This window comes from Mycobacterium zoologicum, assembly GCF_020181635.2.
In the GTDB taxonomy this organism is placed as follows: domain Bacteria; phylum Actinomycetota; class Actinomycetes; order Mycobacteriales; family Mycobacteriaceae; genus Mycobacterium; species Mycobacterium zoologicum.
Genome location: NZ_JAYJJS010000018.1, coordinates 20460 through 44561 on the forward strand (window position 1 = coordinate 20460; position 24102 = coordinate 44561).

Consider the following 24102-nt stretch of genomic DNA (forward strand, 5'->3'; position numbering starts at 1 on the left):
ATATCGGCGCGATACTATGGCGCGAACCGTCGACCGGTCGTAACCGAACATCATAGGAGGTGTCTCGAGTGCTGGAGCTTGCCATCCTCGGCTTGCTGCTCGAGTCACCGATGCACGGCTACGAACTGCGTAAGCGGTTGACCGGTCTGCTGGGTGCGTTCCGGGCGTTCTCCTACGGCTCGCTGTATCCCGCCCTGCGGCGGATGCAGACGGCCGGGATGATCGTCGAGGACGCCGCCCCGACGGGAACTCCGGTGCGCCGGGCCCGCCGGGTCTACCGGATGACCGACGCCGGCCGTCAGCGCTTCAACGAACTGGTGGCCGACACCGGCCCGCAGAACTACACCGACGACGGCTTCGGGGTGCACCTGGCGTTCTTCAACCGCACCCCCGCCGAGGCGCGGATGCGGATTCTCGAAGGCCGGCGCCGCCAGGTGGAGGAACGCCGGGAAGGGCTGCGCAACGCGGTGACGCGGGCCAGCAACTCGGTGGACCGCTACAGCCGCGGACTGCACCAGCTCGGACTGGAGTCCAGTGAGCGGGAGGTCAAGTGGCTCAACGAACTGATCGCGGCCGAACGGGCCGCGGGGCAGCACAACACAGCACATCAGCAGTGAAAGCAAAAAAGGAGATCGTCGAAAATGACTGAGCAAACGACGGATGTGCGAGTCGCCATCGTCGGCGTCGGCAACTGCGCGTCCTCGCTGGTCCAGGGCGTCCAGTACTACCAGGGCGCCGACGACAGTTCGACGGTGCCCGGCCTGATGCACGTGCGCTTCGGCCCGTACCACGTTCGCGACGTCAAGTTCGTCGCCGCGTTCGACGTGGACGCCAAGAAGGTCGGCTTCGACTTGTCCGAGGCCATCTTCGCCTCGGAGAACAACACCATCAAGATCGCCGACGTGCCGCCGACCAACGTGATCGTGCAGCGCGGCCCGACCCTGGACGGCATCGGCAAGTACTACGCCGAGACCATCGAGGTCTCCGACACCGAGGCCGTCGACGTGGTAGCCGCCCTGCGGGAGGCCAAGGTCGACGTCCTGGTGTCCTACCTGCCGGTGGGTTCCGAAGAGGCCGACAAGTTCTACGCCCAGTGCGCCATCGACGCAGGCGTGGCGTTCGTCAACGCGCTGCCGGTGTTCATCGCCTCCGACCCGGTGTGGGCCAAGAAGTTCGAGGACGCCGGTGTGCCGATCGTCGGCGACGACATCAAGAGCCAGGTCGGCGCCACCATCACCCACCGCGTGATGGCCAAGCTGTTCGAGGACCGCGGCGTCACGCTGGACCGCACCTACCAGCTCAACGTCGGCGGCAACATGGACTTCAAGAACATGCTCGAGCGCGAGCGGCTGGAGTCCAAGAAGGTCTCCAAGACCCAGGCCGTCACCTCCAACCTGACCGGCTCGCTGGCCGGCAAGGTCGAGGACAAGAACGTGCACATCGGCCCGAGCGACCACGTCGCCTGGCTCGATGACCGCAAGTGGGCCTACGTGCGCCTGGAGGGCCGCGCGTTCGGCGACGCCCCGCTGAACCTGGAGTACAAGCTCGAGGTGTGGGACTCGCCCAACTCGGCCGGCATCATCATCGACGCCGTGCGCGCCGCCAAGATCGCCAAGGACCGCGGTATCGGCGGCCCGATCCTGCCCGCATCGGCGTACCTGATGAAGAGCCCGCCCAAGCAGCTGGCCGACGACGTCGCCCGCGCCGAACTCGAAGAGTTCATCGTCGGCTGAGCGACCCGGCATGTCGGAGTTCGCGCTGCTGGCCGGCAACGCCGAACAGGCCGGGGTGACCGGTCCGTTGCCCGCCGTTGCGCGCGTGCAGAGCGGTGACATCAGCGCACTTCGCTTCGGGACCGCGCCGGCGCGCGTGGTGTTCCTGCACGGCGGGGCGCAGAACGCCCACACCTGGGACACCGTCGCACTCGGGCTCGGGGAACCGGCACTGTCGGTGGACCTGCCCGGGCACGGCCGCTCGGCCTGGCGCGAGGACGGCGACTACTCGCCGCAGCGCAACGCCGACACCCTGGTGCCGGTGCTGCGCGAGCTGGCACCGGCCGCCGAACTGGTGGTCGGCATGTCACTGGGCGGGCTGACCGCGATCCGGATGGCCGCCACCACACCGGAGCTGGTTCGTCGGCTGGCGATCGTGGACGTGACTCCCTCCGCGCTGCAGCGGCATTCGCAGATGAGCGCCGCCGATCGCGGAACCGTGGCCCTGGCCGAAGGTGATCGCAGCTTTGCCGACTTCGACGCGATGTTCGACATGGTGAAGATGGCGGCGCCGGGTCGCGATCCGGAGTCGCTGCGCCGCGGCCTGATTCACAACACCCGACAGCTGCCCGACGGCCGCTGGACCTGGCGCTACGACACCATCCGCACCGTCGGCGACTTCGCCCCGCTCTGGGACGACGTCACGGCGGTCACCGCCCCCACGACCCTGATCCGCGGCGGCGATTCGGGATTTGTGACCGACGACGATGTCGCCGAGTACGCCCGGCGTTGCCCGGGTCTGAGCGTGCACGTGGTGGCCGGTTCCGGGCATTCGGTGCAGGGCGATCAGCCCCGCGCTCTGGTCGAACTGCTGCGCGCGGCGCTACCGTGACGACGTGAGCCGTCCCAGAATCGGAGTACAGCTACAGCCCCAGCACGCCCCGCAGTATCGCGCGATCCGCGACGCCGTCCGGCGCTGTGAGGATCTGGGCGTCGACATCGCCTTCAACTGGGACCACTTCTTCCCGCTCTACGGTGACCGCGACGGACCGCACTTCGAGTGCTGGACCATGCTGGGTGCCTGGGCCGAGCAGACCTCCCGCATCGAGATCGGCGCGCTGGTCTCCTGCAACTCCTACCGCAACCCGGAACTGCTCGCCGATATGGCCCGCACCGTCGACCACATCGGCGGCGGCCGGCTGATCCTGGGCATCGGCTCGGGCTGGAAGCACCGCGACTATCGCGAATACGGATACGAGTTCGGCACCGCGGGCAGTCGGCTCGACGACCTGGCGGAGGCGTTACCGCGGATCAAATCCCGGCTGGCCCAACTCAATCCGCAGCCTACCCGTCCGCTGCCGATCATGATCGGGGGCGGCGGAGAACGCAAGACGCTGCGGCTGGTCGCCGAGCACGCCGACCTGTGGCACAGCTTCGCCACCGCGGCGGACTACCCGCACAAGGCCGCGGTCCTGGCCGAGCACTGCGCCGCGGTGGGGCGCGACGCGACCGAGATCGAGCACTCCGCCGCGGTCGGGGGCGAACAGGGCCGCGCCGCCGTCGACGATGTGCTCGCCGAGGCCGAGACGCTGACCGGACTCGGGGTGCGACTGCTGACCATCGGCTGCAGCGGACCCGACTACGACCTGACCGCCGCCGAAGCGCTGTGCCGATGGCGCGACCGGCGGTGAAGGCGCCCGCACGCCGGGCAGCGCTACTGGGCCGACGGATCTCGGCGTGCATCGCCACCTGCCTGATCATCGGCGGCATCGCGGTGGCACCCCCGGCGGCAGCGGTACCCGACCAGTGCTACCCGGCCGGTGAGCAGGCCGCGGTGGCACTGCCGCCGAAGCTGGCCAATGCCAAACGTCCCCGCGAGGACAAATACACCACCGCCGGTGTGGAACCACTGGATTCGATCGACATCACCAAGTTGGGTCTGAGCACTCCCGGGGTACTGACGGTGGGCACGCTGACCGAGAGTCCGCCGTCGAACTGCATCAACGCCAAGGGCCGCTACACCGGTTTCGACAACGAACTGCTGCGGGCCATCGCCAAAAAGCTGAGCCTGCGGGTGTATTTCGTGGGCACCGACTTCTTCGGGCTGCTCGCCCAGGTGGAGTCGGGGCGCTTCGACGTGGGTTCGGCGTCGATCAACGCCACCGACGCCCGGCGGCGCACCGTCGGCTTCACCAACGGCTACAACTTCGGCTACATGGCGCTGGTGGTCCCCACCGGGTCGCCGATCACCGGATACGACGGCCTGGCCGCCGGCCAGCGCATCGCGGTGGTGCAGGGCACCGTCGAGGACGCCTACGTGGTCGACACCCTGGAGCTGGAGCCGGTGCGGTTCCCGGACCCGATCACGTTGTACGCCAGCCTCAAAAGCCGCCAGGTCGACGCCTGGGTGGCGCCATCGCTGACGGCGCTGAACCTGATGCGCCCGGGTGACCCGGCGAGCGTCGTCGGTGCCACCTTCAGCCCGGCCGGTTTCGAGGCGTACGCGGTGGCCAAAGAGAACCGGGCGCTGATCTCGGCACTGAACTCCGGCCTGGACGCCGTGATCGCCGACGGCACCTGGCCGCAGCTCTACGCCGACTGGGTGCCGCGGCCGTTGCCGCCGGAGTGGCAGCCGGGCTCCAAGTCGGCGGCCACCCCGCACCTGCCGGATTTCGCCGCGATAGCCCAGCGCAATCACAAGGTCGCCGGCGAGTCGTACGCGCCCAAATCGACTCTGGCGCAACTGCGCGATTCCTTCTTCGACTGGGAGCTGTACCGGGCGGCGCTGCCGGACCTGATCAAAACCGGCCTGCCCAACACGCTGCTGCTCACGCTGAGTGGCGGGATCATCGGCCTGGTGGCCGGACTGGGCCTTGCCGTGGCCGGGATCTCGCGCACCCGCTGGCTGCGTTGGCCGGCCCGGATCTACACCGACATCTTCCGCGGCCTGCCCGAGGTGCTGATCATCCTGCTGATCGGGCTGGCGGTCGGCCCGTTGGTGAGCGGGCTGACGCACAATAATCCCTACCCGCTGGGGATCGCCGCGCTGGGCCTGACCGCCGCGGCCTACATCGGGGAGATCCTGCGCTCGGGTATCCAGAGCGTGGAGGCCGGCCAGCTTGAGGCCGCGCGCGCACTGGGTTTCGGCTACCCCGCCACGATGCGCCTGGTGGTGATACCGCAGGGCATCCGGCGGGTGCTGCCGGCGCTGGTCAACCAGTTCATCGCATTGCTGAAAGCCTCCGCGCTGCTGTACTTCCTGGGGCTGGTCGCCGGCCAGCGGGAGCTGTTCCAGGTGGGCCGTGACATCAACGCCCAGACCGGCAGCCTCTCGCCGCTGGTGGCCGCCGGGGTGCTCTACCTGGCGCTGACCATCCCGTTGACGCACCTGGTGAACGTCGTCGACCACCGGCTGCGCCGCGGGCGGCCCGCCGACGCCGAGGATCCCGCCGACCTCGATCCGGTGATCATCGGCCAGGAGATGACATGACCCCGGACATCCCCGCCGGCTCGCGTGAGCCGGTCTCGCTGGCGGCCCAAGGGATTCGACTGTCCTTCGGCCGGAACGAGGTGCTGCGCGGGGTCGACCTGGACGTGCCGGCGGGCAGCACCGCCGCGGTGATCGGGCCGTCCGGCTCGGGCAAGTCGACCATGCTGCGCACCCTGAACCGGCTGCACGAGCCCGACGGCGGCGACGTGCTGCTGGGTGGCCGGTCGGTGCTGGGCGACGATCCCGATGCGCTGCGGCAGCGGATCGGGATGGTGTTCCAGCACTTCAACCTGTTCGGCCATCGCAGCGTGCTGGACAACATCACTCTGGCGCCGCGCAAGCTGCGCGGGCTGTCGCAGGACGCCGCGACCGAGCTCGCGCTGGGCCTGCTGGACCGGGTCGGGCTGCGCAGCAAGGCGGCGTCGCGGCCGTCGGCGCTGTCCGGGGGGCAGCAACAGCGCGTGGCGATCGCCCGGGCGCTGGCCATGCAGCCTCAGGTGATGCTGTTCGACGAGGCGACGTCGGCGCTGGACCCCGAGTTGGTCAAAGGGATTCTGGCCCTGATCGCCGAACTGGGCGCCGACGGCATGACGATGGTGGTCGTCACCCACGAGATGGGGTTTGCCCGGTCGGCTTCGGACACCGTCGTTTTCATGGATCGCGGCAAAGTCGTGGAGAGCGGCCCGCCCGATCAGATCTTCGACGCCGCCGAGACCGAACGCCTGCAGCGCTTCCTTTCACAGGTGTTGTGAGCTGGCTTATCGCCCCTCGTCACGGCCACCGGTTAGACTGGCGAACTATGACCGGGAGCAAAGCCGAAACGCCACAGGTGCCGGCTATCGCCGAGAGCTTGCACCGCTCGCTGGGCAGGCTGTTCTCGATTCTGCGGCGCGGTGACCTCAGCGGCGGCGCGACCACCAGCGAGCTGACCCTGGCACAGTTGTCGATCCTGATCACGCTGTTGGACCGCGGGCCCATCCGGATGACCGAACTGGCCGCCCACGAGCGGGTGCGCACCCCCACCACCACCGTGGCGATCCGCCGGCTGGAGAAGATCGGTCTGGTCAAGCGCAGCCGGGATCCCTCCGATCTGCGGGCCGTGCTGGTCGACATCACCCCGGAGGGCCTGGCCAGTCACCGCGAGTCGCTGGCCAACCGGCACTCCGCGCTGGCGATGATGTTGAGCAAACTCAGCCAGGAAGACCTGGAGACGCTGGCGCGGGCGCTGGAACCGCTGGAGCGGCTGGCGGCCTGTGACGGGATCCCAGCCGAGGCCGCCGACGGCTGCCCGCTGGACTGCACTTGATGCCGAGTGCTCTGATCACCGGTGCCGGCGGCGGAATCGGTTCGGCGATAGCGACGGCGCTGGCACCCACCCACACCCTGCTGCTGGCCGGTCGTCCCTCGGCGCGCCTGGACGCCGTCGCGCAAGCCCTGGGCGCCACCACCTGGCCACTGGATCTGACCGACGCGCACGAAATCGAGTCCGCCGTCGAGCTGGTCGACGAACTCGATGTGCTGGTGCACAACGCCGGGGTGATGGTGCCCGGCCCGGTCGGTGAGTCCTACATCGAGGAGTGGCGCGCCACCTTCGAGGTCAACGTGTTCGGCGCGGTGGCACTGACGCTGGCGCTGCTGCCCGCGCTGCGGGCGGCCCGCGGGCAGGTGGTGTTCATCAACTCGGGAGCCGGACAACGGGTTTCGCCGGGAATGGCGTCCTATTCGGCCAGCAAGTTTGCGCTGCGGGCGTTCGCGGACTCGCTGCGCAACGACGAGCCGGCACTGCGGGTCACCACCGTCTACCCCGGCCGCGTCGACACCGACATGCAGCACGACCTGGTCGCCTACGAAGGCGGGCAGTACGACCCGGCGCGGTTCCTGCGCCCCGAGACCGTCGCCGAGGTGGTGGCCGCCGCGGTGGCCACCCCGACCCTGCACGAGGTCGTGGTCCGGCCGCGCTGAGCTACCCGGTGGCGTGGCGCCTCACCCGGAACAGCCTGGTCTCGCCCCCCACACCCTTGAGTGCGTGGGCGCCCACGAATGACCAGGCGTAGCCGGGTGCGTCGCCGATGGCTTCGCGCGCAGCCCCCTCCACCATGACCTCACCCGGCTCGGCGACGCTGGTGACCCGGCTGGCCACATTCACCGGGCTGCCGAACCAATCCCGGGCCCGGCTCACCGCCCACCCCAACGCGATTCCGGCCCGCAGCTCCGGGAGGTCTCGAGTGTCGGCAGCCCTGTCGACCAGCTGCAGCGTCGTATCGAGCAGCTTCGCGGGGTCGGCAGAAACCAGCATCACGGCATCGCCGATCGTCTTGACCAGCCGTACCGGCGGGCTGACCACTTCGCGGGCCAGATCGGCAAGGCGTTCAACCAGGCCCACGAGTTCCTCCGGCGGCACCGCCTCACCCAGCCCGGTGAACCCGACCATGTCGGCGAAAGCCACCGCGAGCTGCCGCGCCCCGGGCAGCGCCACCCCGGCCGCCCGTTCGCTGGCGTTGACCTCTTCACCTTCCAGTACCCGCCGCAGCTGAACAAACATGATGTCGCGAATCATGTTTCCCAACAGGGGGATAACAGTACGCACGATCTCCTTGTGGGCTTGAGCGACCTCGAGCTCGGTCAGGCCCGGCCGCATGATCGCCGATATCGTGCTGTACCGGAATGCCGGAACGGCACGGGAGATGCCGTCGGAAAGTCTGCGGATCATCAACAGCACCTGACCCTGATCCAGTCCGACGTCCATAAGCTGCCGTAACCGCACGGCTGCCTCGGCGTCGGCCCGCAACAGTAGGGCGGCGTCGGGGTCGTCCAACCTGGGCAGCCCCAAGGCACGTTCGATGCCCTGCAACAGCGCCAAGTCGATCCCGCCGGCGGCGCTGGCCTCACGTTCGGACACGTACCTGCCGTCGTCACCGAGCTCCCGGTGCGCCGGCATCAGCATCGGAGCGACCGCGGCCCGAATCTGCTCCAAGTCGAAGCCCTGCCCCAAGAGCCAGGCCACCAACTCGGCCCGTTCCTCGCGCGCGCTACCCGCGAGCCCGTCCAGCAGACCCAGCTCCTCCAGCATCTCGCCGAATGCTCCGGTGTCCGCCCCCATCATGACTTCCTAAACCGTTGTCATATAACCAGGTTGACCAGGCGACCGGGCACCACGATGACCTTCTTCACCGGTGCTCCGGACAGGAACGCCTGCACCTTCTCGTCGGCCAGCGCCGCGGCCTTGATGGCGTCGTCGGCCGCGTCGGTGGCAACCGTCACCAGACCCCGCTTCTTCCCGTTGACCTGCACCGGGTAGTCGACGCTGTCGGTGACCAGATACGCCGGGTCGGCGACCGGGAACGGTCCGTGCGCCAGTGAGGTGTCGTGACCCAGCCGCCGCCACAGCTCTTCGGCCAAGTGGGGGGCCAGCGGCGCCAGCATCAGCGCCAACGGTTCGGCCGCCGACCGCGGAACCCCGTCGCGCAGTTCCTTGGTCAGGTGGTTGGTGTACTCGATCAGCTTGGCGGCGGCGGTGTTGTTACGCAGTCCCGCGTAGTCTTCCGATACCCCGACGATGGTGCGGTGCAGCAGGCGCAGGGTCTCGGTGTCCGGCTCGGTGTCGAGCACCCGGGTCTCGCCGGTCTCTTCGTCGACCATCAACCGCCATACCCGCTGCAGGAATCGGTGCGCACCGACCACGTCCTTGGTGGCCCACGGCCGCGACATCTCCAGTGGGCCCATGGACATCTCGTAGACCCTCAGGGTGTCGGCACCGTAGCTTTCGCAGATCTCGTCGGGCGACACCGAATTCTTCAGGCTCTTACCCATTTTCCCGTACTCGGCGAACACCTCGATCTCGCCGTCGGGGCCGGGCAGGTAGAACTTCCCGTCGCGTTCGACCACGTCGACGGCCGGCACATACGATCCGCGGGCGTCGGTGTACGCCGACGCCTGGATGTAGCCCTGGTTGACCAGGCGGCGGTACGGCTCGCGCGAGCTGACATGGCCCAGGTCGTGTAACACCTTGTGCCAGAAGCGGCAATACAGCAGGTGCAGCACCGCGTGCTCCACGCCGCCGACGTAGAGGTCCACCCCGCCCGGGTCGTCCGCGCCGTGCTCGGCCGGGCGCGGGCCCATCCAGTAGGCCTCGTTCTCCGGGGCGCAGAACTGCTCGGAGTTGAGCGGGTCGGTGTAGCGCAGCTCGTACCAGGAGCTTCCGGCCCACTGCGGCATCGTGTTGGTGTCGCGGGTGTAGGACTGCAGTCCGTCGCCGAGGTCCAACTCGACATGCACCCAGTCGGTGGCCTTGGCCAGTGGCGGCGAGGGTTCGCTGTCCGCGTCGTCGGGGTCGAACAGCACCGGTGAGTAGTCGCCGACGTCGGGCAGCTCCACCGGCAGTGCGGTCGCATCCAAGGCGTGCGCGCGACCGTCGCTGTCGTAGACGATCGGGAACGGCTCGCCCCAGTAGCGCTGGCGGGCGAAAAGCCAGTCTCGCAGCTTGTATTCGATGCGCGCCCAGCCGCGGCCCTGGTCCGCCAGGCGCTGCGTCATCGTTTGCTTCGCGTCGGCGACCGACATTCCGTCCAGCGGGCCGGAGTTGACCAGGGTTCCGTCGCCGGCATAAGCGGCCTGCGAGATGTCGCCGCCGGCAATGACTTCCACCACCGGCAGCCCGAACTCGGCGGCGAATTCCCAGTCCCGCTGGTCATGACCCGGCACCGCCATAATGGCGCCGGTGCCGTAGCCGGCCAGCACGTAGTCGGCGATGAAGATCGGAACCTGCTGGTCGTTGGCCGGGTTGGTGGCGTAACCGCCAAGGAACACACCGGTTTTGGTCTTGTTCTCCTGACGCTCCAGATCCGACTTCGCCGCGATCGTCTTGCGGTAGGCCGCCACCGCCTCCGCCGGGGTGGCCGCACCGAACGTCCAGCGCGGGTCTGTTCCGTCCGGCCAGGCCGGCGCGGTCAGCCGGTCCACCAGATCGTGCTCGGGAGCCAGCACCAGATAGCTGGCTCCGAACAGGGTGTCCGGACGGGTGGTGAACACCTCGATGTCGACCGCCGTACCCTCGGCCGGCTGCGCGCTGAACAGCGCCGCCGCACCGGTGGACCGCCCGATCCAGTTGCGCTGCATGGTCTTGACCTTCTCCGGCCAGTCCAGCACCTCGAGATCGTCGAGCAGCCGGTCGGAGTAAGCGGTGATGCGCATCATCCACTGCCGCAGTCGTTTCCGGAACACCGGGAAATTGCCGCGTTCGCTGCGACCGTCCGACGTCACCTCTTCATTGGCCAGCACCGTGCCCAGGCCCGGGCACCAATTGACCATGGAGTCCGAGCGATACACCAGTCGGCGGGCGTCGACGACGTCCGCCTTCTCACCTGCCGACAACTGCGCCCAGTCCCGGTCGTCGTCGAGTGTGCGTGTCCCCGAATCGAATTCGGCGATCAGCTCCGATACCGGGCGGGCCTTGTTGGCGGCGGCGTCGAACCAGGCGTTGTAGATCTGCAGGAAGATCCACTGCGTCCAGGTGTAGAAGTCCACGTCAGTGCTGGAGAAGCTGCGCCGGTTGTCGTGGCCGAGCCCGAGCCGCCTCAGCTGGCGACGGAAATTCTCGATGTTGGCCTCGGTGCGGATCCGCGGGTGCGTGCCGGTCTGGATGGCGTACTGCTCGGCGGGCAGGCCGAACGCGTCGAACCCCAGTGCGTGCAACACGTTGTGTCCGGTCATCCGGAAGTAGCGGGCATAGACGTCGGTGGCGATGTAGCCCAGCGGGTGCCCGACGTGCAGGCCGTCCCCGGACGGATACGGGAACATGTCCTGGACGAACATCTTGGCGGCGGGAATCGCCGATCCGTCCACCGGTGCCAGCGCGCCGACCGGGTTGGCGACGTGGAAGGTGTCTGCGCTCTCCCAGTGGTCCTGCCAGCTGCCTTCGATCTGCCCGGCCAGGGCCGCCGTGTAGCGATGCGCAGGTGCCTGGTCGCTGGTTTCGTGCAGCGGTCCGGCGGTGGTCGGAGCTTCGTTCACCTCAACAGGGTAAAGGGCGCTCTCGGCACAGCTTGGTCTCGGTTGCGTTGCGGGCCGATGTGGGCTTCGTTCCAGGTCGGTTGCGGCGCTGGCGGGCACCTCACCTGCTGGTTACCGTCGATTCAAGGCCGGGGCAGCGTCGCCCGGCCCGCCCGTGGAAGGACCCTGAGCAAGATGACTAACACCACCCGCCGCTTGCGGCTTCTGGTCGGCTGCACCGCCGTAGCGGCGGCGGGGATCTGCGGCCCGAGCGCCACCGCCGATCCCCAGCCGGTGCCATCGAACCCGTACGGCCCGGTCACCGCACCCGCAGCACCGGCCGCTATGCCGGTGACGTCCGCCACGACGGCCGGTGCCCCCGTGCAGGCACCCATGCAGGCACCCGCGCCCGCGCAGGTTGCGCCGAATGCGGTCCTGCCGGCGGCCACCGGCACCCTGCGCGACTACTTCGCCGCCCACAAGGTCCAGCTGGAGCCGCAGCAGGCCACCGGCTTCTCCGCGTTCAACATCACCCTGCCGATGCCGACGGGCTGGACACATGTCCCCGACCCCAACGTGCCGGACGCGTTCGCCGTCCTCGCCGACCGGCACAGCGGATCGCTGTACGCGCCCAACGCCCAACTCGTGGTCTACCGCCTGGTGGGACAGTTCGACCCGAAGGAGGCGATCAGCCACGGCTACGTGGACAGTCAGCAGCAGATGGCCTGGCAGACCACCAACGCCTCCCTGAACGACTTCTGCGGATTCCCGTCGTCGGTGATCGAGGGCACCTACCGCGACGCCGACATGACGCTGAACACCTCTCGTCGGCACGTGATCGTGCCGGCGGCCGGCTCGACCTATCTGGTCTCGCTGACCGTGACCACCGGCGCCGGGCGCGCGATCGGTGCCGCGCCGGCCACCGATGGGATCATCAACGGGTTCCGGGTGAGCTTGCCCGGAGCCCCGCCGTCGCCCTGATCAGCCGCCTCGTATCCTTGAGCCCATGCAGATCATGGGTGTGTTGTGCCTGGTTGCGGCCGCGGTGTCGCTGATGTTCGGAGTGCGGACCCTGATGCGGCCGCTGACCGGCGACCCCGAACAGCTGGTGCTGCGGGCGGTCGCCCCGGCCCAGATCGCGGTCGGCGTGATCCTGGCGGTGGGTGGCGCGCTGGTGCTGGCCGGCCCGCCCGCGGTGGCGTTGCTGGCGCTGATCATCTCGATCACCGCCGCACTGGCCATCCTGGCGGCCGGAGCCTGGCAGGGCGCCCGCTTCGCCGCCCGGCAGTCCGAGCTGGTCTCGGCCGGCGGCTGCGGTGCCGGGTGCGGGTGCGCCGCCAGTGCGCCCGTCGAGACCGCGCCGGTTGAGCAGGGGAGCTGTGGTTCGGGCTGCGGGTGCGCGGGCGAACCGGAACCGGAGCCGGAGCCTGCGTCGGGGTGCGGCAGCGGTTGCGGCTGCAGCTGATTCAGTTGCGGCTGATGTCGATCGGGTGGGTGGCCAGCAGCGCCGTCGGCCAGGGCTGACGCCGCAGCGCCCGGCCCCACAAGTCCACCCGCGGCGGCGCCATCACATCCGACGGCAGCGCCGACAACACGACCCAGTCGTCCCGCTCGATCTCGCCCTCAAGCTGGCCGATGGTCCAGCCGGCGTAACCGGCGAAAATCCGTACCCCCTCGACGTACGGGGCGATGGTGTCCGGTTCCGCGTCGAGGTCGACCATCACCAACCGGCCGTCGATGTGGCGCAGCCCCGGCATGCCGGTGGGCTCAACGCCGACCTTGAGCAGGCCGACGCACAGGGCCGCGTCGCGTTTCACCGGGCCGCCCACGAACATGGTCTTGGGTTTTGCGGCCAGCTCGGACCACTGCGGCAAAACATTGTACACCGCGGTTTCGCTGGGCCGGTTGAGCACCACGCCCAGGGTGCCGCCGTCGTTGTGCTCGACAACGTAGATCACCGTGCGACGAAAGGTGGGCTCGAGCAGGTCTGTGTTGGCCAGCAGCAGCGTGCCGGCCCGTACCCGATGCGCGGCGGGCGCGACGTAGTCCTCGGGGTCTTCAGGTTGCGCCACCCTCCCATAATGGCACCCCCACCCGACGATCGTGGGAGAGCTGTGCCAAACGCCAAGAGGCGTCGAAGATTTGTACTCTGGTCTGGGGCCGGTGCCACCGCGACAACCGCCCTCCTCGGGAAGTAGGTCTTGTGGTGGACACCCGTGCACCCGCACACCTGTGGCGCGCAGCGCGCAGCCTGCCGGACTTCTGGCGCCTGCTGGAGCTGCGTGCCGCAAGCCAATTCGGCGACGGACTCTTTCAGGCCGGCCTGGCCGGTGCGCTGTTGTTCAACCCCGACCGGGCCGCATCGCCATGGGCGATCGCCGGCGCGTTCGCCGTGCTGTTCCTGCCGTATTCGGTACTGGGGCCGTTCGCCGGGGCACTGCTGGACCGCTGGGACCGTCGCTCGGTGCTGGTGGCGGCCAACCTCGCGCGGCTGGTCTTGGTGATCGCCATCGCGGCGCTGCTGGCGACCGGAGCCGGCGACCTGCCGGTGTTGTGCATTGCGCTGATCGCCAACGGATTCACCCGGTTCACCGCGTCGGGGCTGTCGGCGGCACTGCCCCATGTGGTGCCGCGCGACGACGTCGTCACGATGAACGCGCTGGCGATAGCGACCGGCGCGGTGGCCGCGTTCGTCGGCGCCAACTTCATGCTGGTCCCGCGCTGGCTGGTGGGCGCCGACGACCGTGGGGCGGCGTCGATCATCGCCGCGGTGGCGATCCCGGTCACCATCGCGCTGGTGCTCTCCCTGCTCTTCGGCGCGCACGTGCTCGGGCCCGACGACACCAAGCGCACCATTCACGGTTCGGTGCTCTATGCGGTGACGACGGGTTGGCTGCACGGCATCCGCACGGTGCGGGCCCGGCCGACGGTGGCCTCCACCCTGGCCGGGCTGGCCGCGCACCGAATGGCGTTCGGTATCAACACCTTGCTGGTGCTGGTGCTGGTCCGCCACGTCGGCGAGCACACGGTGTCCGGCCTGGGAACGACCGCGTTGTTCGTCGCCTCCGCGGGTGCCGGGTCGTTTCTGGCCACCGTGCTTACCCCGCCGGCGGTGCATCGCTGGGGCAGTTATGCGACCACCAACGGGGCACTGATCGCGGCCGCGGCGATCCAGCTGGCCGGCATCGGGCTGTACCTGCCGGTGCTGGTGCTGTGCGGATTCCTGCTCGGGGTGGCCGGGCAGGTGGTGAAACTGTGCGCCGACACCGCCATGCAGATCGACGTCGACGACGCGCTGCGCGGGCACGTCTTCACCGTGCAGGATTCCCTGTTCTGGGTGTCGTTCATCATCGCCGTGGCCGCGGCCGCGGCGGTGATCCCGCCCGATGGCCAGGTGCCGGCACTGATCGTGGCCGGCTCGCTGCTCTACCTGGCCGGACTGGCCGGGCACGCCGTGATCGGGCGCAGCCGCGAAGCGGTCGGGGCCTAGGGTAGGCAGATGGCCGAAACCGAATCGATCGTCGCCGATCTCAGCGCCGAAAGCGACGCACTCGATGCGTTGGTGGCACCGCTGGCCGACAGCCAGTGGGGCACGCCCACGCCGGCGGCGGGCTGGACCATCGCCCACCAGATCGGGCACCTGCTCTGGACCGACCGGGTGTCGCTGATCGCCATCACCGACGAGGCCGGGTTTGCGGACGCACTCGCCGAAGCGATGAAGGACCCGGCCGGATTCGTCGATGCCGCAGCCGATGAACTCGCGCAGGTGCCGCCGGCCGAGCTGCTGGCGGACTGGCGCTCGACCCGGGCCCGGCTGCACGCCGAGCTGCGCGGTGTTGCCGACGGCCGCAAGCTGCCGTGGTTCGGCCCGCCGATGAGCGCGGCGTCGATGGCCACGGCCCGGTTGATGGAGACCTGGGCGCACGGCCTAGATGTCGCCGACGCCCTCGCGGTGCGCCGGCCCGCCACCGATCGACTGCGCTCGATCGCGCACCTGGGGGTGCGGACCCGCGACTACGCCTTCACGGTCAACAACCTGACGCCGCCGACCGAACCGTTTCACGTGGAACTACACGCCCCCGGCGGCGGAGTGTGGGCGTGGGGCCCGGTAAACGCCGAGCAGCGGGTGGTCGGGTCGGCCGAAGACTTCTGCTTCCTGGTCACGCAGCGCCGCGCGCCGGCCGAGTTGGATCTGGTCGCCGACGGCGCCGATGCCCAGCGGTGGCTGGAGATCGCCCAGGCGTTCGCCGGGCCGCCCGGCGCCGGTCGATGAGCGCTTGCGCGAAGAGAGCCGGCGGCGCATAGGCCCGGCGCCGGTCGATGAGCGCTTAGTCCTCTCACACCGTCGTCGCCCCGTCCGCGACACCGTCACCGTCGGAATCTGTGAGGTGGACGTCCCACCGGCCGTCGCCGTCGGTGTCGACATACGCCGAGCCGTATCCCCCCGCGCCGTCGCTGATCAGCACCCGATCGGCCCGTCCGTCACCGTCGAAGTCGACCAGCAGATCCTCCGCCCGCCCGTCGCCGCCGAAGTCGACCAGCGGGCCACCGGTGTGTTCGGCACCGTCGAGGTCCAGCCACCGCAACTCCCCCGTCCGGCCCGCCACACCCACCGGGGCACCGTGACCCCAGGTACCGGTTCCGTCGTCGGCGAAGTAAGCCTCGGGCGTGCCGTCGTCGTCGAGATCGAGCACCAGATGGTCGGCGATCCCGTCCCCGTCAAGGTCCACCAACGCGTCGTCGCGCAGCCCGTCACCGTCGAAGTCCAGGCCGATCGCGTCAGGGACCCCGTCCCCGTCGAGGTCGAGGTCCGGAACCCGAGTCCACATCGTCGCGCCGCCATCACCGTCGCCCAGGCAGTAGTCCATACCCGGTTCAGACGCGCGCGTGCGGCTAGCGGTTCCCCTGGTTCCGCCACCAGGCCAGCAGCTCCGCGGTCGCCTCCTCACGCGTCAGCGGACCGCGCTCCAGGCGCAGCTCCTTGAGGTAGCCCCACGCCCGGCCCACCTGCGGGCCCGCCGGGATGCCCAGCAGCGCCATGATCTCGTTGCCGTCCAGGTCCGGCCGCACCCGCTGCAGATCCTCCTGCGCGGCCAGCACCGCGATCCGCTCCTCGAGCTGGTCATAGCTGGCCTGCAGCCGCGCCGCCCGCCGCTTGTTGCGGGTGGTGCAGTCGGCGCGGACCAGCTTGTGCAGCCGGGGAAGCAGCGGCCCGGCGTCGGTGACATAGCGGCGCACCGCCGAGTCCGTCCACTTGCCGTCGCCGTAGCCGTGGAACCGCAGGTGCAGGTAGACCAGCTGCGAGACGTCGTCGACCATCTGTTTGGAGTAACGCAGCGCCCGCATCCGCTTGCGGGTCATCTTGGCGCCCACCACCTCGTGATGGTGAAAACTGACCCCGCCGTCGGCTTCGTGGCGGCGGGTGGCCGGCTTGCCGATGTCGTGCAGCAGCGCCGCCCACCGCAGTACCAGGTCGGGTCCGTCGGATTCGAGATCGATCGCCTGCCGCAGCACCGTCAGCGAGTGCTGGTAGACGTCCTTGTGCTGGTGATGCTCGTCGATCGCCATTCGCATGCCGCCGACCTCGGGCAGCACCACCTCACCCATTCCGGTGGACACCATCAGATCGATACCGGCGACCGGGTCGGCACCCAGTAGCGTCTTGTCCAGTTCGGCGGCCACCCGCTCGGCGGTGATCCGGGCGAGTTCGCCCGCCATGTCCTCGATCGCCGCGCGTACCCGCGGCGCCACGGCGAAGCCGAGCTGCGCGACGAATCGGGCGGCCCGCAGCATCCGCAGCGGATCGTCGCCGAAGGAGTCCTGGGGTGCGGTCGGGGTGTCGAGTACGCCGGCCCGCAGCGCAGCAAGGCCACCCATCGGGTCGAGGAACTCCCCCGGCCCGTCCGGGGTGATCCGGACGGCCATGGCGTTGGCGGTGAAGTCGCGGCGCACCAGGTCGGCCTCCAGCGAATCTCCGAACTGCACCAACGGATTACGTGAGACCCGGTCGTATTGATCGGCGCGGAAAGTGGTGATCTCCACCCGCTGGCCGGCGACCTCGGCGCCGATGGTGCCGAAGTCGATGCCGGTGTCCCACAGCGCGGTGGCCCGGCCCCGAAGGATGCGCTGCACGGCGTCGGGGTGGGCGTCGGTGGTGAAGTCCAGGTCCGGGCTCGGCCGCCCCAGCAGTGCGTCGCGAACCGACCCACCGACCAGGTACAGCTGATGGCCCGCGCCGTCGAACATCGCGCCGAGGTCCCGCAGCACCTCGGCGTGCCGGTTCAGCGCGACCGCCGCCGCGGTCAGCAGCTCGGCATCGGAGTGGGCTTCTGGCACGGTCGATGAGCCTAATAGCGGTCGCAAGCACGGCGAAGTCCAGACCGGCGAGGGACGCAGGTCGGCCCGCGCGTGCCAGCTACTATCGCATGGGTGTCGTCCGACGGTGAAGAAGCCAATCCGGGACGTCGCCGCAGGCGGCGCCGTGGTCGGCGCGCTTCGGGCCCGAAATCCGCTCACACCGAGGCGGCCCCTTCAGTCGACACTCCCGCACTCCCCCGATCAACCCAGCGTCGGCACCGTTCGACGCGGCACGGCCCGGACCGATTGCGCACCGTGCATGAGACCTCCGCCGGCGGCCTGGTGGTCGACGGAATCGACGGCCCGCGCGAGGAGCAGGTCGCTGCGCTGATCGGGCGCATCGACCGGCGGGGCAGAATGCTCTGGTCGCTGCCCAAGGGCCACATCGAAGTCGGTGAGACCGCCGAGCAGACCGCGATCCGCGAGGTCGCCGAGGAGACCGGTGTCCAGGGCGACGTGCTGGCCGCCCTGGGCAGCATCGACTACTGGTTCGTCACCGACGGCCGCCGGGTGCACAAGACCGTGCACCACTACCTGATGCGGTTCTCCAGCGGAGAACTGTGCGACGACGACGTGGAGGTCACCGAGGTGGCGTGGGTGCCGATCCGGGAACTGCCGTCCCGGCTGGCCTACGCCGACGAGCGGAAGCTGGCGGTGGTCGCCGACGAACTGATCGACCGGTTGCAGGCCGACGGCCCGGCGGCACTGCCGCCGCTGCCGGTGAGCGCCCCGTGGCGGCGGCCGCAGACCCACTCCAGCACCCGCCGCTCCCGAGACGGCGAGCGCAGCCCGGACCGGAAGAACGGTCCCGGGCTGGAGCCGTGATCCGTACCCGACGACGCGGTGGGGGTGTTGCGTCCGGCTCCCCCACGGCCCTCACGGCGGTGATCGCCGCCCTGCTGGTGGTGCTCGGCGCCGCTGCCGTCCCACTCGCCGGTGCCGGCGAACCCGATGCCGTGCCGTTCGTCCAGATTCGGGTGGACCTTGTCACCCCGGAAGTGGTCACCACCTCCAGCGCCCCGGTCGTCACCGTCGCCGGCTCCGTCCGCAACGTCGGTGACCGGCCGGTGCGCGACGTGATGGTGCGGCTGGAACAGGCCGGTGCCGTCGCGTCGTCGGCCGGACTGCGCACCAACCTGACCGGTACCAACGACCAGTACCGGCCGGTGGGCGCGTTCACCACCGTCTCCGCCGAGCTGCAGCGCGGCCAGGAGACCCGCTTCAGCCTGTCGGCCCCGCTGCGGTCAGCGAGCCAGCCGGCCCTGAGCATCGACCGGCCGGGCATCTATCCGCTGCTGGTCAACGTCAACGGCACCCCCGACTACGGCGAGCCGGCCCGCCTGGACGACGCCCGCTTCCTGCTGCCGGTCACCGGCCTGCCGCGGACCGGCGCCGAGTCCGATCCACCGGCCGGCGCCGTGCCCCCGGACACCTCCCATCCGGTCGGGATCACCATGTTGTGGCCGCTGGCAGATCGTCCCCGGCTGATGCCCGGCGCGGCCGGCGGCACGGTGCCGGTGCGGCTGATCGACGACGACCTGGCGACCTCCCTGGCGCCGGGCGGACGACTGGACGCGCTGCTGTCCGCCGCCGAGTTCGCCGGCAGCGCCGCGGTGGAGGGCGGCAGGGCCGTCAACCGAGCGCTGTGCCTGGCGGTCGACCCCGACCTGTTGGTCACGGTGAACGCGATGACCGGCGGTTACGTGGTCGCCGACTCCCCCGACAGCCTGACCTCGCACCCGGGCACCGGTCAGGCGGCCGCCACCACCTGGTTGGAGCGGCTGCGCAGGGTGGCACGCGACAGCTGTGTGGCCGCCACCCCCTACGCCCAGGCCGACCTGGACACCCTGGCCCGGGTGGGCGACCCGGGACTGGACGCGATCGCGGTGAGCCGGCCGGCCGAGGTCGTCGACCGGATCCTGCGGGTCAGCTCCACCCGGGGCGCGGTGCTGCTGAGCGACGGGCGGCTGACCGCCGGTGCCGCGGAGATGATCGGCGCCCAGGGTGACGCGGTGGTGATCACCGGCGGCGACTGCGCGGCCCACGATTCGGGCAGCGGCGCCGCCGCGACCGCCGACCTCACGCCCCGGCGACTCTCGCCCCAGCTGGTGGCCGCTCCCTACGACCCTGCGGTCGGTGCGGCCCTGGCCGGACTGGGCACCGATCCGGTGGCGCCCACCTACCTCGACGGCTCCCTGGCCATCCGGCTGCAGCACGACTCGGCCCTGGCCCGTCGTCAAGACGCCCTCGGTTCGATGCTGTGGCGGGCGCTGGAGTCCCCCGATACTCCCGGCGCCCCGCGCGATGAGATCCTGATGCCGCCCGCCTACTGGAAGCCCCGGGCCGACGACGCCCGGGCCGTGCTGACCACCCTGGCCACCGCGCTACGGTCGGGCCTTGCCGTGCCGAAGCCGCTGACCGCGGTGATCGAGGAGGCCGCCGCCGTCACCGCCACGACGGAGCACCCGTTGCCCTCCGGACAGCCGGTGGGCGGTTTCGGGCCGGAGATCGTCAGTACCGTCGCCGGGGACGTCGACCGGCTGTGGCGGCTGACGGCCGCGCTGACCACCGACACCCGCACCGGTATGACCGGTGAGGCCTACACCGCGCCGCTGGCCGAGGACATGCTGCGGGCGCTGAGCCAGTCCGAACCGGCCGACGTGCGCAACCAGGTGGCCACAGAGCGCCTGGGGGTCGTCGGCCACGCCGTCGGCGATCTGATCGGCGCGGTCACCATCGTCAACCCTGCGGGCACCTACACCCTGGCCACCGAACACAGCCCGCTGCCGCTGGCGCTGCGCAACGACCTGGCGGTCCCGGTCCGGGTGCGGCTGCACGTCGATGCGCCACCGGGCATGACGGTGGCGGACGTCGGCGAGCTCGAGCTGCCGCCGGGCTATCTGCCGCTGCGGGTACCGGTGGAGGTGCGGGTCAACCAGCACTTCGTCGTCGACGTGGCGCTGCAGACCCCGGACGGTCTGCCGCTGGGCGAATCGGTGCGGCTGTCGGTGCATTCGAACGCCTACGGCATGGTGCTGTTCCTGATCACCATGGCGGCCACCGCGGTGCTGATCGCGCTGACCGGGCGCCGGCTGTGGCACCGGTTCCGCGGCCAGCCGGACCGCGCCGACTTGGACCGCCCCCGCCCGCCCGACCCGGACCCCGCCCGGTGAGCGCGCCGAATCCGCGGCCGGTCCGCGCGGAGCTGACCGACGCCGCGGTGGTGTCGCGGTCCTGGGGGATGGCGCTGGCCACCCTGGTCAGCCGGATCACCGGGTTCGTCCGCATCGTGATGTTGGCGGCGATCCTGGGAGCGGCGCTGTCGAGCGCCTTCTCGGTGGCCAACCAACTGCCCAATCAGATCGCGGCACTGGTGCTGGAGGCGACCTTCACGGCGATCTTCGTGCCGGTGCTGGCGCGCGCCGAACGCGACGACCCCGACGGCGGCACCGCCTTCGTGCGGCGGCTGGTCACGCTGGCCACCGCGCTGTTGCTGGCCACCACGATGATCTCGGTGGCCGCGGCGCCCCTGCTGGTCCGACTGATGCTGGGCGGTGACCCTCAGGTCAACGAGCCGCTGACGATCGCGTTCGCCTACCTGCTGCTGCCGCAGGTGATCTGCTACGGGCTGTCCTCGGTGTTCATGGCGATCCTGAACAACCGCAACATCTTCGGGGCGCCGGCGTGGGCGCCGGTGGTCAACAACGTCGTCGCGATCGCCACCCTGGTGGTGTACCTGCTGATGCCCGGGGAACTCTCCGTCGACCCGGTGCGGATGGGCAACGCCAAGCTGCTGGTGCTGGGTCTGGGCACCACGGCCGGGGTCATCGCCCAGACCGTGGTCCTGCTGGCGGCGATCCGGCGTGAGCGGATCAGCCTGCGTCCACTGTGGGGTATCGACGACCGGCTCAAGCGGTTCGGCACGATGGCCGCCGCGATGGTGCTCTACGTGCTGATCAGCCAGATCGGGCTGGTGGTGACCAACCAGATCGCGGCCACCTCGGCGGCGTCCGGGCCGGCGATCTACTACTACGCCTGGCTGTTGCTGCAACTTCCGTTCGGGATGATCGGCGTGACGGTGCTGACGGTGGTGATGCCTCGGCTGAGCCGCAACGCCGCCGCCGGCGACGACCCCGCGGTGCTCGCCGATCTGTCCCTGGCCACCCGGTTGATGATGATCACGCTGATCCCGATCGTGGCGTTGATGACCGTCGGCGGTCCGGCGATCGGCAGCGCGCTGTTCGCCTACGGCAACTTCGGCGACGTCGACGCCGGGTACCTGGGCAGCGCGGTCGCCCTGTCGGCGTTCACGCTGCTGCCCTACGCCATGGTGCTGCTGCAGCTGCGGGTCTTCTACGCCCGCGAACAGCCGTGGATCCCGATCGTGATGATCGTGGTGATCACCGCGGTCAAGATCGTCGCCTCGCTGGCCGCCCCGCACCTGACCGACAACCCGGACCTGGTGGCCGGCTACCTGGGCCTGGCCAACGGGCTGGGATTCCTGGCCGGCGCGATCGTCGGGCACTTCCTGTTGCGCCGGCAGCTGCTGCCGCCCGCCGGCCTGGGGGCGGTGCCGGTCCGCCGGGCCCTGCTGGGCACGGAGGTGCTTCGCACCGTCCTGGTCACGCTGACGGCGTCGCTGCTGGCCGGGCTGGTCGCGGTGATCCTCGACCGGGGCCTGAGCGGGCTGACCGATCACGGCGCGGCCGGGTCGATGCTTCGGCTGCTGGTGCTGGGGCTGGTGATGCTGCCGATCATCGCGACGGTCATGGTGCGTGCCCAGGTTCCCGAGGCCGTCTCGGCACTGGCGGCGGTGCGCCGCCGGCTCGCCCCGGAGATCGGCACGTTCAACCGGCCTGCTCACGGCCGAATCGTCCCGTACGCTGAGCAGAACCGTTTGCCCACATCGGGCGGGGAGGAGTTCGACGCTCCCAGCTGGCATACGCCCCCGGCCGACATCGCCGGTGGCCGGAGACCGAAAGGCGCGGATGTGGCCGACACTTCTTCGACGGGCGCGGGGGCGGGCACCACAGCGCAATCGGTAGCTCACCCTGGTGACGATGCAACGCCGGCCAGCGCCCATCTGACACCCGGCCTCAGCATCGCCGGTGGCCGCTACCGGCTGCTGGTGCGGCACGGCGCCACCGCCACGCTGCAGTTCTGGCAGGCGCAGGACACCTCGCTGGAACGGCAGGTGGCGCTGACGTTCGTCGACGTCGATCAGACGATGAACGAAGCCCAGCTCACCGGCGTCCTGTCGCGCACCCAGCGGCTCAGCCAGATCGACCTGCCCGGGATCGCCCGGGTGCTCGACGTCGTGCGGATCGGCGCGGGCGGGCTCATCGTGTCCGAATGGGTGCGCGGCGCCTCCCTGCAGGAGGTCGCCGGCACCGCCCCCTCACCGATCGGTGCCGCTCGTGCGATGAAGTCGCTGGCCGCCGCCGCCGAGGCCGCCCACAAGGCCGGCGCCGCCCTGTCGCTCGACCACCCGGCCCGGGTCCGGGTCAGTATCGACGGCGACGTCACGCTGGCCTTCCCGGCGACGATGCCCGAGGCCAAACCCGAGGACGACATCCGCGGAATCGGTGCCGCCCTGTACGCACTGCTGGTCAACCGGTGGCCCCTGCCGGAGTCCGGCGCCGACTGCGGACTGCCCCCGGCCGACGTCGACGACTCCGGCAACCCGGTCACCCCCGACTCGATCAACTCCGACATCCCGTTCCCGATCTCCTCGGCGGCCGCCCACGCGATCCAGCGGGACGGCGGGATCCGCGGCGCCGCGACATTGTCGAACCTGCTGCAGCAGGCCACCGCGGCGCACGAGCAGACCGAGGTGCTGAACACGGTCGGCGAAGCCCGGCCGCCGGCACGTCCGGCGGTACCGGCACCACCGGACGCCGAGGAGCAGGCGGAGCGTCGGCGGCGCGTGCTGATCGGTATCGGCATCGGCGGAGCGGTCATCCTGATCGCACTGCTGGTGCTGGCCTCGGTGCTCAACCGGATCTTCGGCGACGTCAACGGGCTGGACAAGACGGAGCTCGGCCTGAGCAGCCCCTCGGCGTCGGCCCTGCCGGGTGCCGAGGCGCCCGGCACGGTGCGGCCGACGGTGGCCACGGTCTTCTCCCCCGGCGGCGAGGCCGACCGGCCCCAGGATGCGCGGCTGGCGATCGACGGCAATCCGGCCACCGCCTGGTCGACCGACACCTACTCCGACGCGGTGCCGTTCCCCGGGTTCAAGAGCGGTGTCGGACTGTTGCTGACGCTGCCCAAGCCCACGGTGATCAGCAGCGTCAGCCTCGACGTGCCCAGCACCGGGACCAAGGTGGAGCTGCGCTCGTCGCCGACGCCGCACCCGACCCGGCTGGAGGAGACCACGGTGCTGGTGCCGGCCAAGGCGTTGCAGCCCGGGCCCAACAAGATCTCGGCGGACTCCTCGGAGCCGACCAGCACCCTGCTGGTGTGGATCTCCACCATGGGCAGCACCAACGGTGAGAGTCGCACCCAGATCTCCGAGATCACCGTGCAAGCGGCGTCCTGAGTGGTCCTGAAATCGCC

The 24102-nt window shown here is 70.1% G+C and carries 20 protein-coding genes; 15 read left to right on the forward strand and 5 right to left on the reverse strand.

Annotated features, from left to right (window positions below):
* The first annotated feature begins 68 nt into the window (after positions 1-68).
* From K6T84_RS15080 to K6T84_RS15115, 8 genes are read left to right on the forward strand one after another with little or no spacing between them, the layout of a single operon-like run.
* Positions 69-617, forward strand: coding sequence for a PadR family transcriptional regulator (locus tag K6T84_RS15080; protein ID WP_224863702.1), 549 nt, complete (start codon positions 69-71; stop codon positions 615-617).
* A 24-nt stretch (positions 618-641) separates the two neighbouring features.
* Positions 642-1733 carry an inositol-3-phosphate synthase gene (locus K6T84_RS15085; RefSeq protein WP_224863705.1) on the forward strand — a complete coding sequence of 364 codons (1092 nt, stop codon included), beginning with the start codon at positions 642-644 and terminating at the stop codon, positions 1731-1733.
* 10 nt (positions 1734-1743) lie between these two features.
* A complete protein-coding gene (locus tag K6T84_RS15090; protein ID WP_224863707.1) occupies positions 1744-2604 on the forward strand; it encodes an alpha/beta fold hydrolase in 861 nt (286 codons plus the stop codon).
* 4 nt (positions 2605-2608) lie between these two features.
* Complete coding sequence (locus K6T84_RS15095; RefSeq protein WP_225401032.1) at positions 2609-3403, forward strand: LLM class F420-dependent oxidoreductase; 795 nt, start codon at positions 2609-2611, stop codon at positions 3401-3403.
* The gene (locus K6T84_RS15100) at positions 3385-5202 is read left to right on the forward strand and encodes an ABC transporter substrate-binding protein/permease (protein WP_224863709.1); all 1818 of its coding nucleotides are present in this window, start codon (positions 3385-3387) and stop codon (positions 5200-5202) included. Before K6T84_RS15095 ends, K6T84_RS15100 begins: the two co-directional genes overlap by 19 nt.
* Positions 5199-5954, forward strand: a complete 756-nt coding sequence (locus K6T84_RS15105) for an amino acid ABC transporter ATP-binding protein (protein ID WP_224863711.1) — start codon at positions 5199-5201, stop codon at positions 5952-5954. The genes K6T84_RS15100 and K6T84_RS15105 overlap by 4 nt, the downstream gene beginning before the upstream one ends.
* A gap of 47 nt (positions 5955-6001) precedes the next feature.
* Entirely contained in the window at positions 6002-6508 is a 507-nt protein-coding gene (locus tag K6T84_RS15110; protein WP_224863713.1) for a MarR family winged helix-turn-helix transcriptional regulator, read from the forward strand.
* Positions 6508-7164: an SDR family oxidoreductase gene (locus K6T84_RS15115; protein WP_224863715.1), complete on the forward strand. Its 657-nt coding sequence runs from the start codon at positions 6508-6510 to the stop codon at positions 7162-7164. The genes K6T84_RS15110 and K6T84_RS15115 overlap by 1 nt, the downstream gene beginning before the upstream one ends.
* Before the next feature lies 1 nt (position 7165).
* Here K6T84_RS15115 and K6T84_RS15120 read toward each other — a convergent pair whose 3' ends face one another.
* Positions 7166-8305: an adenylate/guanylate cyclase domain-containing protein gene (locus K6T84_RS15120; RefSeq protein WP_329786702.1), complete on the reverse strand. Its 1140-nt coding sequence runs from the start codon at positions 8303-8305 to the stop codon at positions 7166-7168.
* Between the two features lie 17 nt (positions 8306-8322).
* The gene (gene leuS, locus K6T84_RS15125; RefSeq protein ID WP_225401034.1) at positions 8323-11211 is read right to left on the reverse strand and encodes a leucine--tRNA ligase; all 2889 of its coding nucleotides are present in this window, start codon (positions 11209-11211) and stop codon (positions 8323-8325) included.
* Positions 11212-11385: 174 nt separating this feature from the next.
* On the opposite strand from leuS, the gene K6T84_RS15130 reads away from it, so the two are divergent.
* Both K6T84_RS15130 and K6T84_RS15135 read left to right on the forward strand, forming a co-directional pair.
* Positions 11386-12171, forward strand: a complete 786-nt coding sequence (locus K6T84_RS15130) for an LpqN/LpqT family lipoprotein (protein WP_224863721.1) — start codon at positions 11386-11388, stop codon at positions 12169-12171.
* Between the two features lie 25 nt (positions 12172-12196).
* Positions 12197-12655 (forward strand): hypothetical protein, encoded by a 459-nt coding sequence (locus K6T84_RS15135; RefSeq protein ID WP_224863723.1) that lies wholly within the window; start codon positions 12197-12199, stop codon positions 12653-12655.
* Between the two features lies 1 nt (position 12656).
* Here K6T84_RS15135 and K6T84_RS15140 read toward each other — a convergent pair whose 3' ends face one another.
* The gene (locus K6T84_RS15140; protein ID WP_224863725.1) at positions 12657-13262 is read right to left on the reverse strand and encodes a YqgE/AlgH family protein; all 606 of its coding nucleotides are present in this window, start codon (positions 13260-13262) and stop codon (positions 12657-12659) included.
* Positions 13263-13396: 134 nt separating this feature from the next.
* On the opposite strand from K6T84_RS15140, the gene K6T84_RS15145 reads away from it, so the two are divergent.
* Positions 13397-14680, forward strand: coding sequence for an MFS transporter (locus K6T84_RS15145; protein WP_225401035.1), 1284 nt, complete (start codon positions 13397-13399; stop codon positions 14678-14680).
* 9 nt (positions 14681-14689) lie between these two features.
* On the forward strand, positions 14690-15463 hold the full coding sequence (locus tag K6T84_RS15150) for a TIGR03084 family metal-binding protein (protein ID WP_224863729.1): 774 nt from the start codon (positions 14690-14692) through the stop codon (positions 15461-15463).
* Positions 15464-15527: 64 nt separating this feature from the next.
* Here K6T84_RS15150 and K6T84_RS15155 read toward each other — a convergent pair whose 3' ends face one another.
* Together K6T84_RS15155 and K6T84_RS15160 are read right to left on the reverse strand one after the other, a co-directional pair.
* Positions 15528-16058, reverse strand: coding sequence for a pullulanase (locus K6T84_RS15155; RefSeq protein WP_224863730.1), 531 nt, complete (start codon positions 16056-16058; stop codon positions 15528-15530).
* A gap of 25 nt (positions 16059-16083) precedes the next feature.
* Complete coding sequence (locus K6T84_RS15160) at positions 16084-17526, reverse strand: CCA tRNA nucleotidyltransferase (RefSeq protein ID WP_225401036.1); 1443 nt, start codon at positions 17524-17526, stop codon at positions 16084-16086.
* A 72-nt stretch (positions 17527-17598) separates the two neighbouring features.
* Here K6T84_RS15160 and K6T84_RS15165 point away from each other — a divergent pair, with 72 nt between their 5' ends.
* Genes K6T84_RS15165 through murJ form a run of 3 tightly spaced genes read left to right on the forward strand, consistent with a single transcriptional unit; the run spans position 17599 to position 24085 of the window.
* Positions 17599-18372 carry an NUDIX hydrolase gene (locus K6T84_RS15165; RefSeq protein WP_408066122.1) on the forward strand — a complete coding sequence of 258 codons (774 nt, stop codon included), beginning with the start codon at positions 17599-17601 and terminating at the stop codon, positions 18370-18372.
* 59 nt (positions 18373-18431) lie between these two features.
* The gene (locus K6T84_RS15170; protein ID WP_329786703.1) at positions 18432-20720 is read left to right on the forward strand and encodes a hypothetical protein; all 2289 of its coding nucleotides are present in this window, start codon (positions 18432-18434) and stop codon (positions 20718-20720) included.
* Positions 20642-24085, forward strand: a complete 3444-nt coding sequence (gene murJ, locus K6T84_RS15175; protein ID WP_408066123.1) for a murein biosynthesis integral membrane protein MurJ — start codon at positions 20642-20644, stop codon at positions 24083-24085. Before K6T84_RS15170 ends, murJ begins: the two co-directional genes overlap by 79 nt.
* Positions 24086-24102 lie beyond the last annotated feature (17 nt).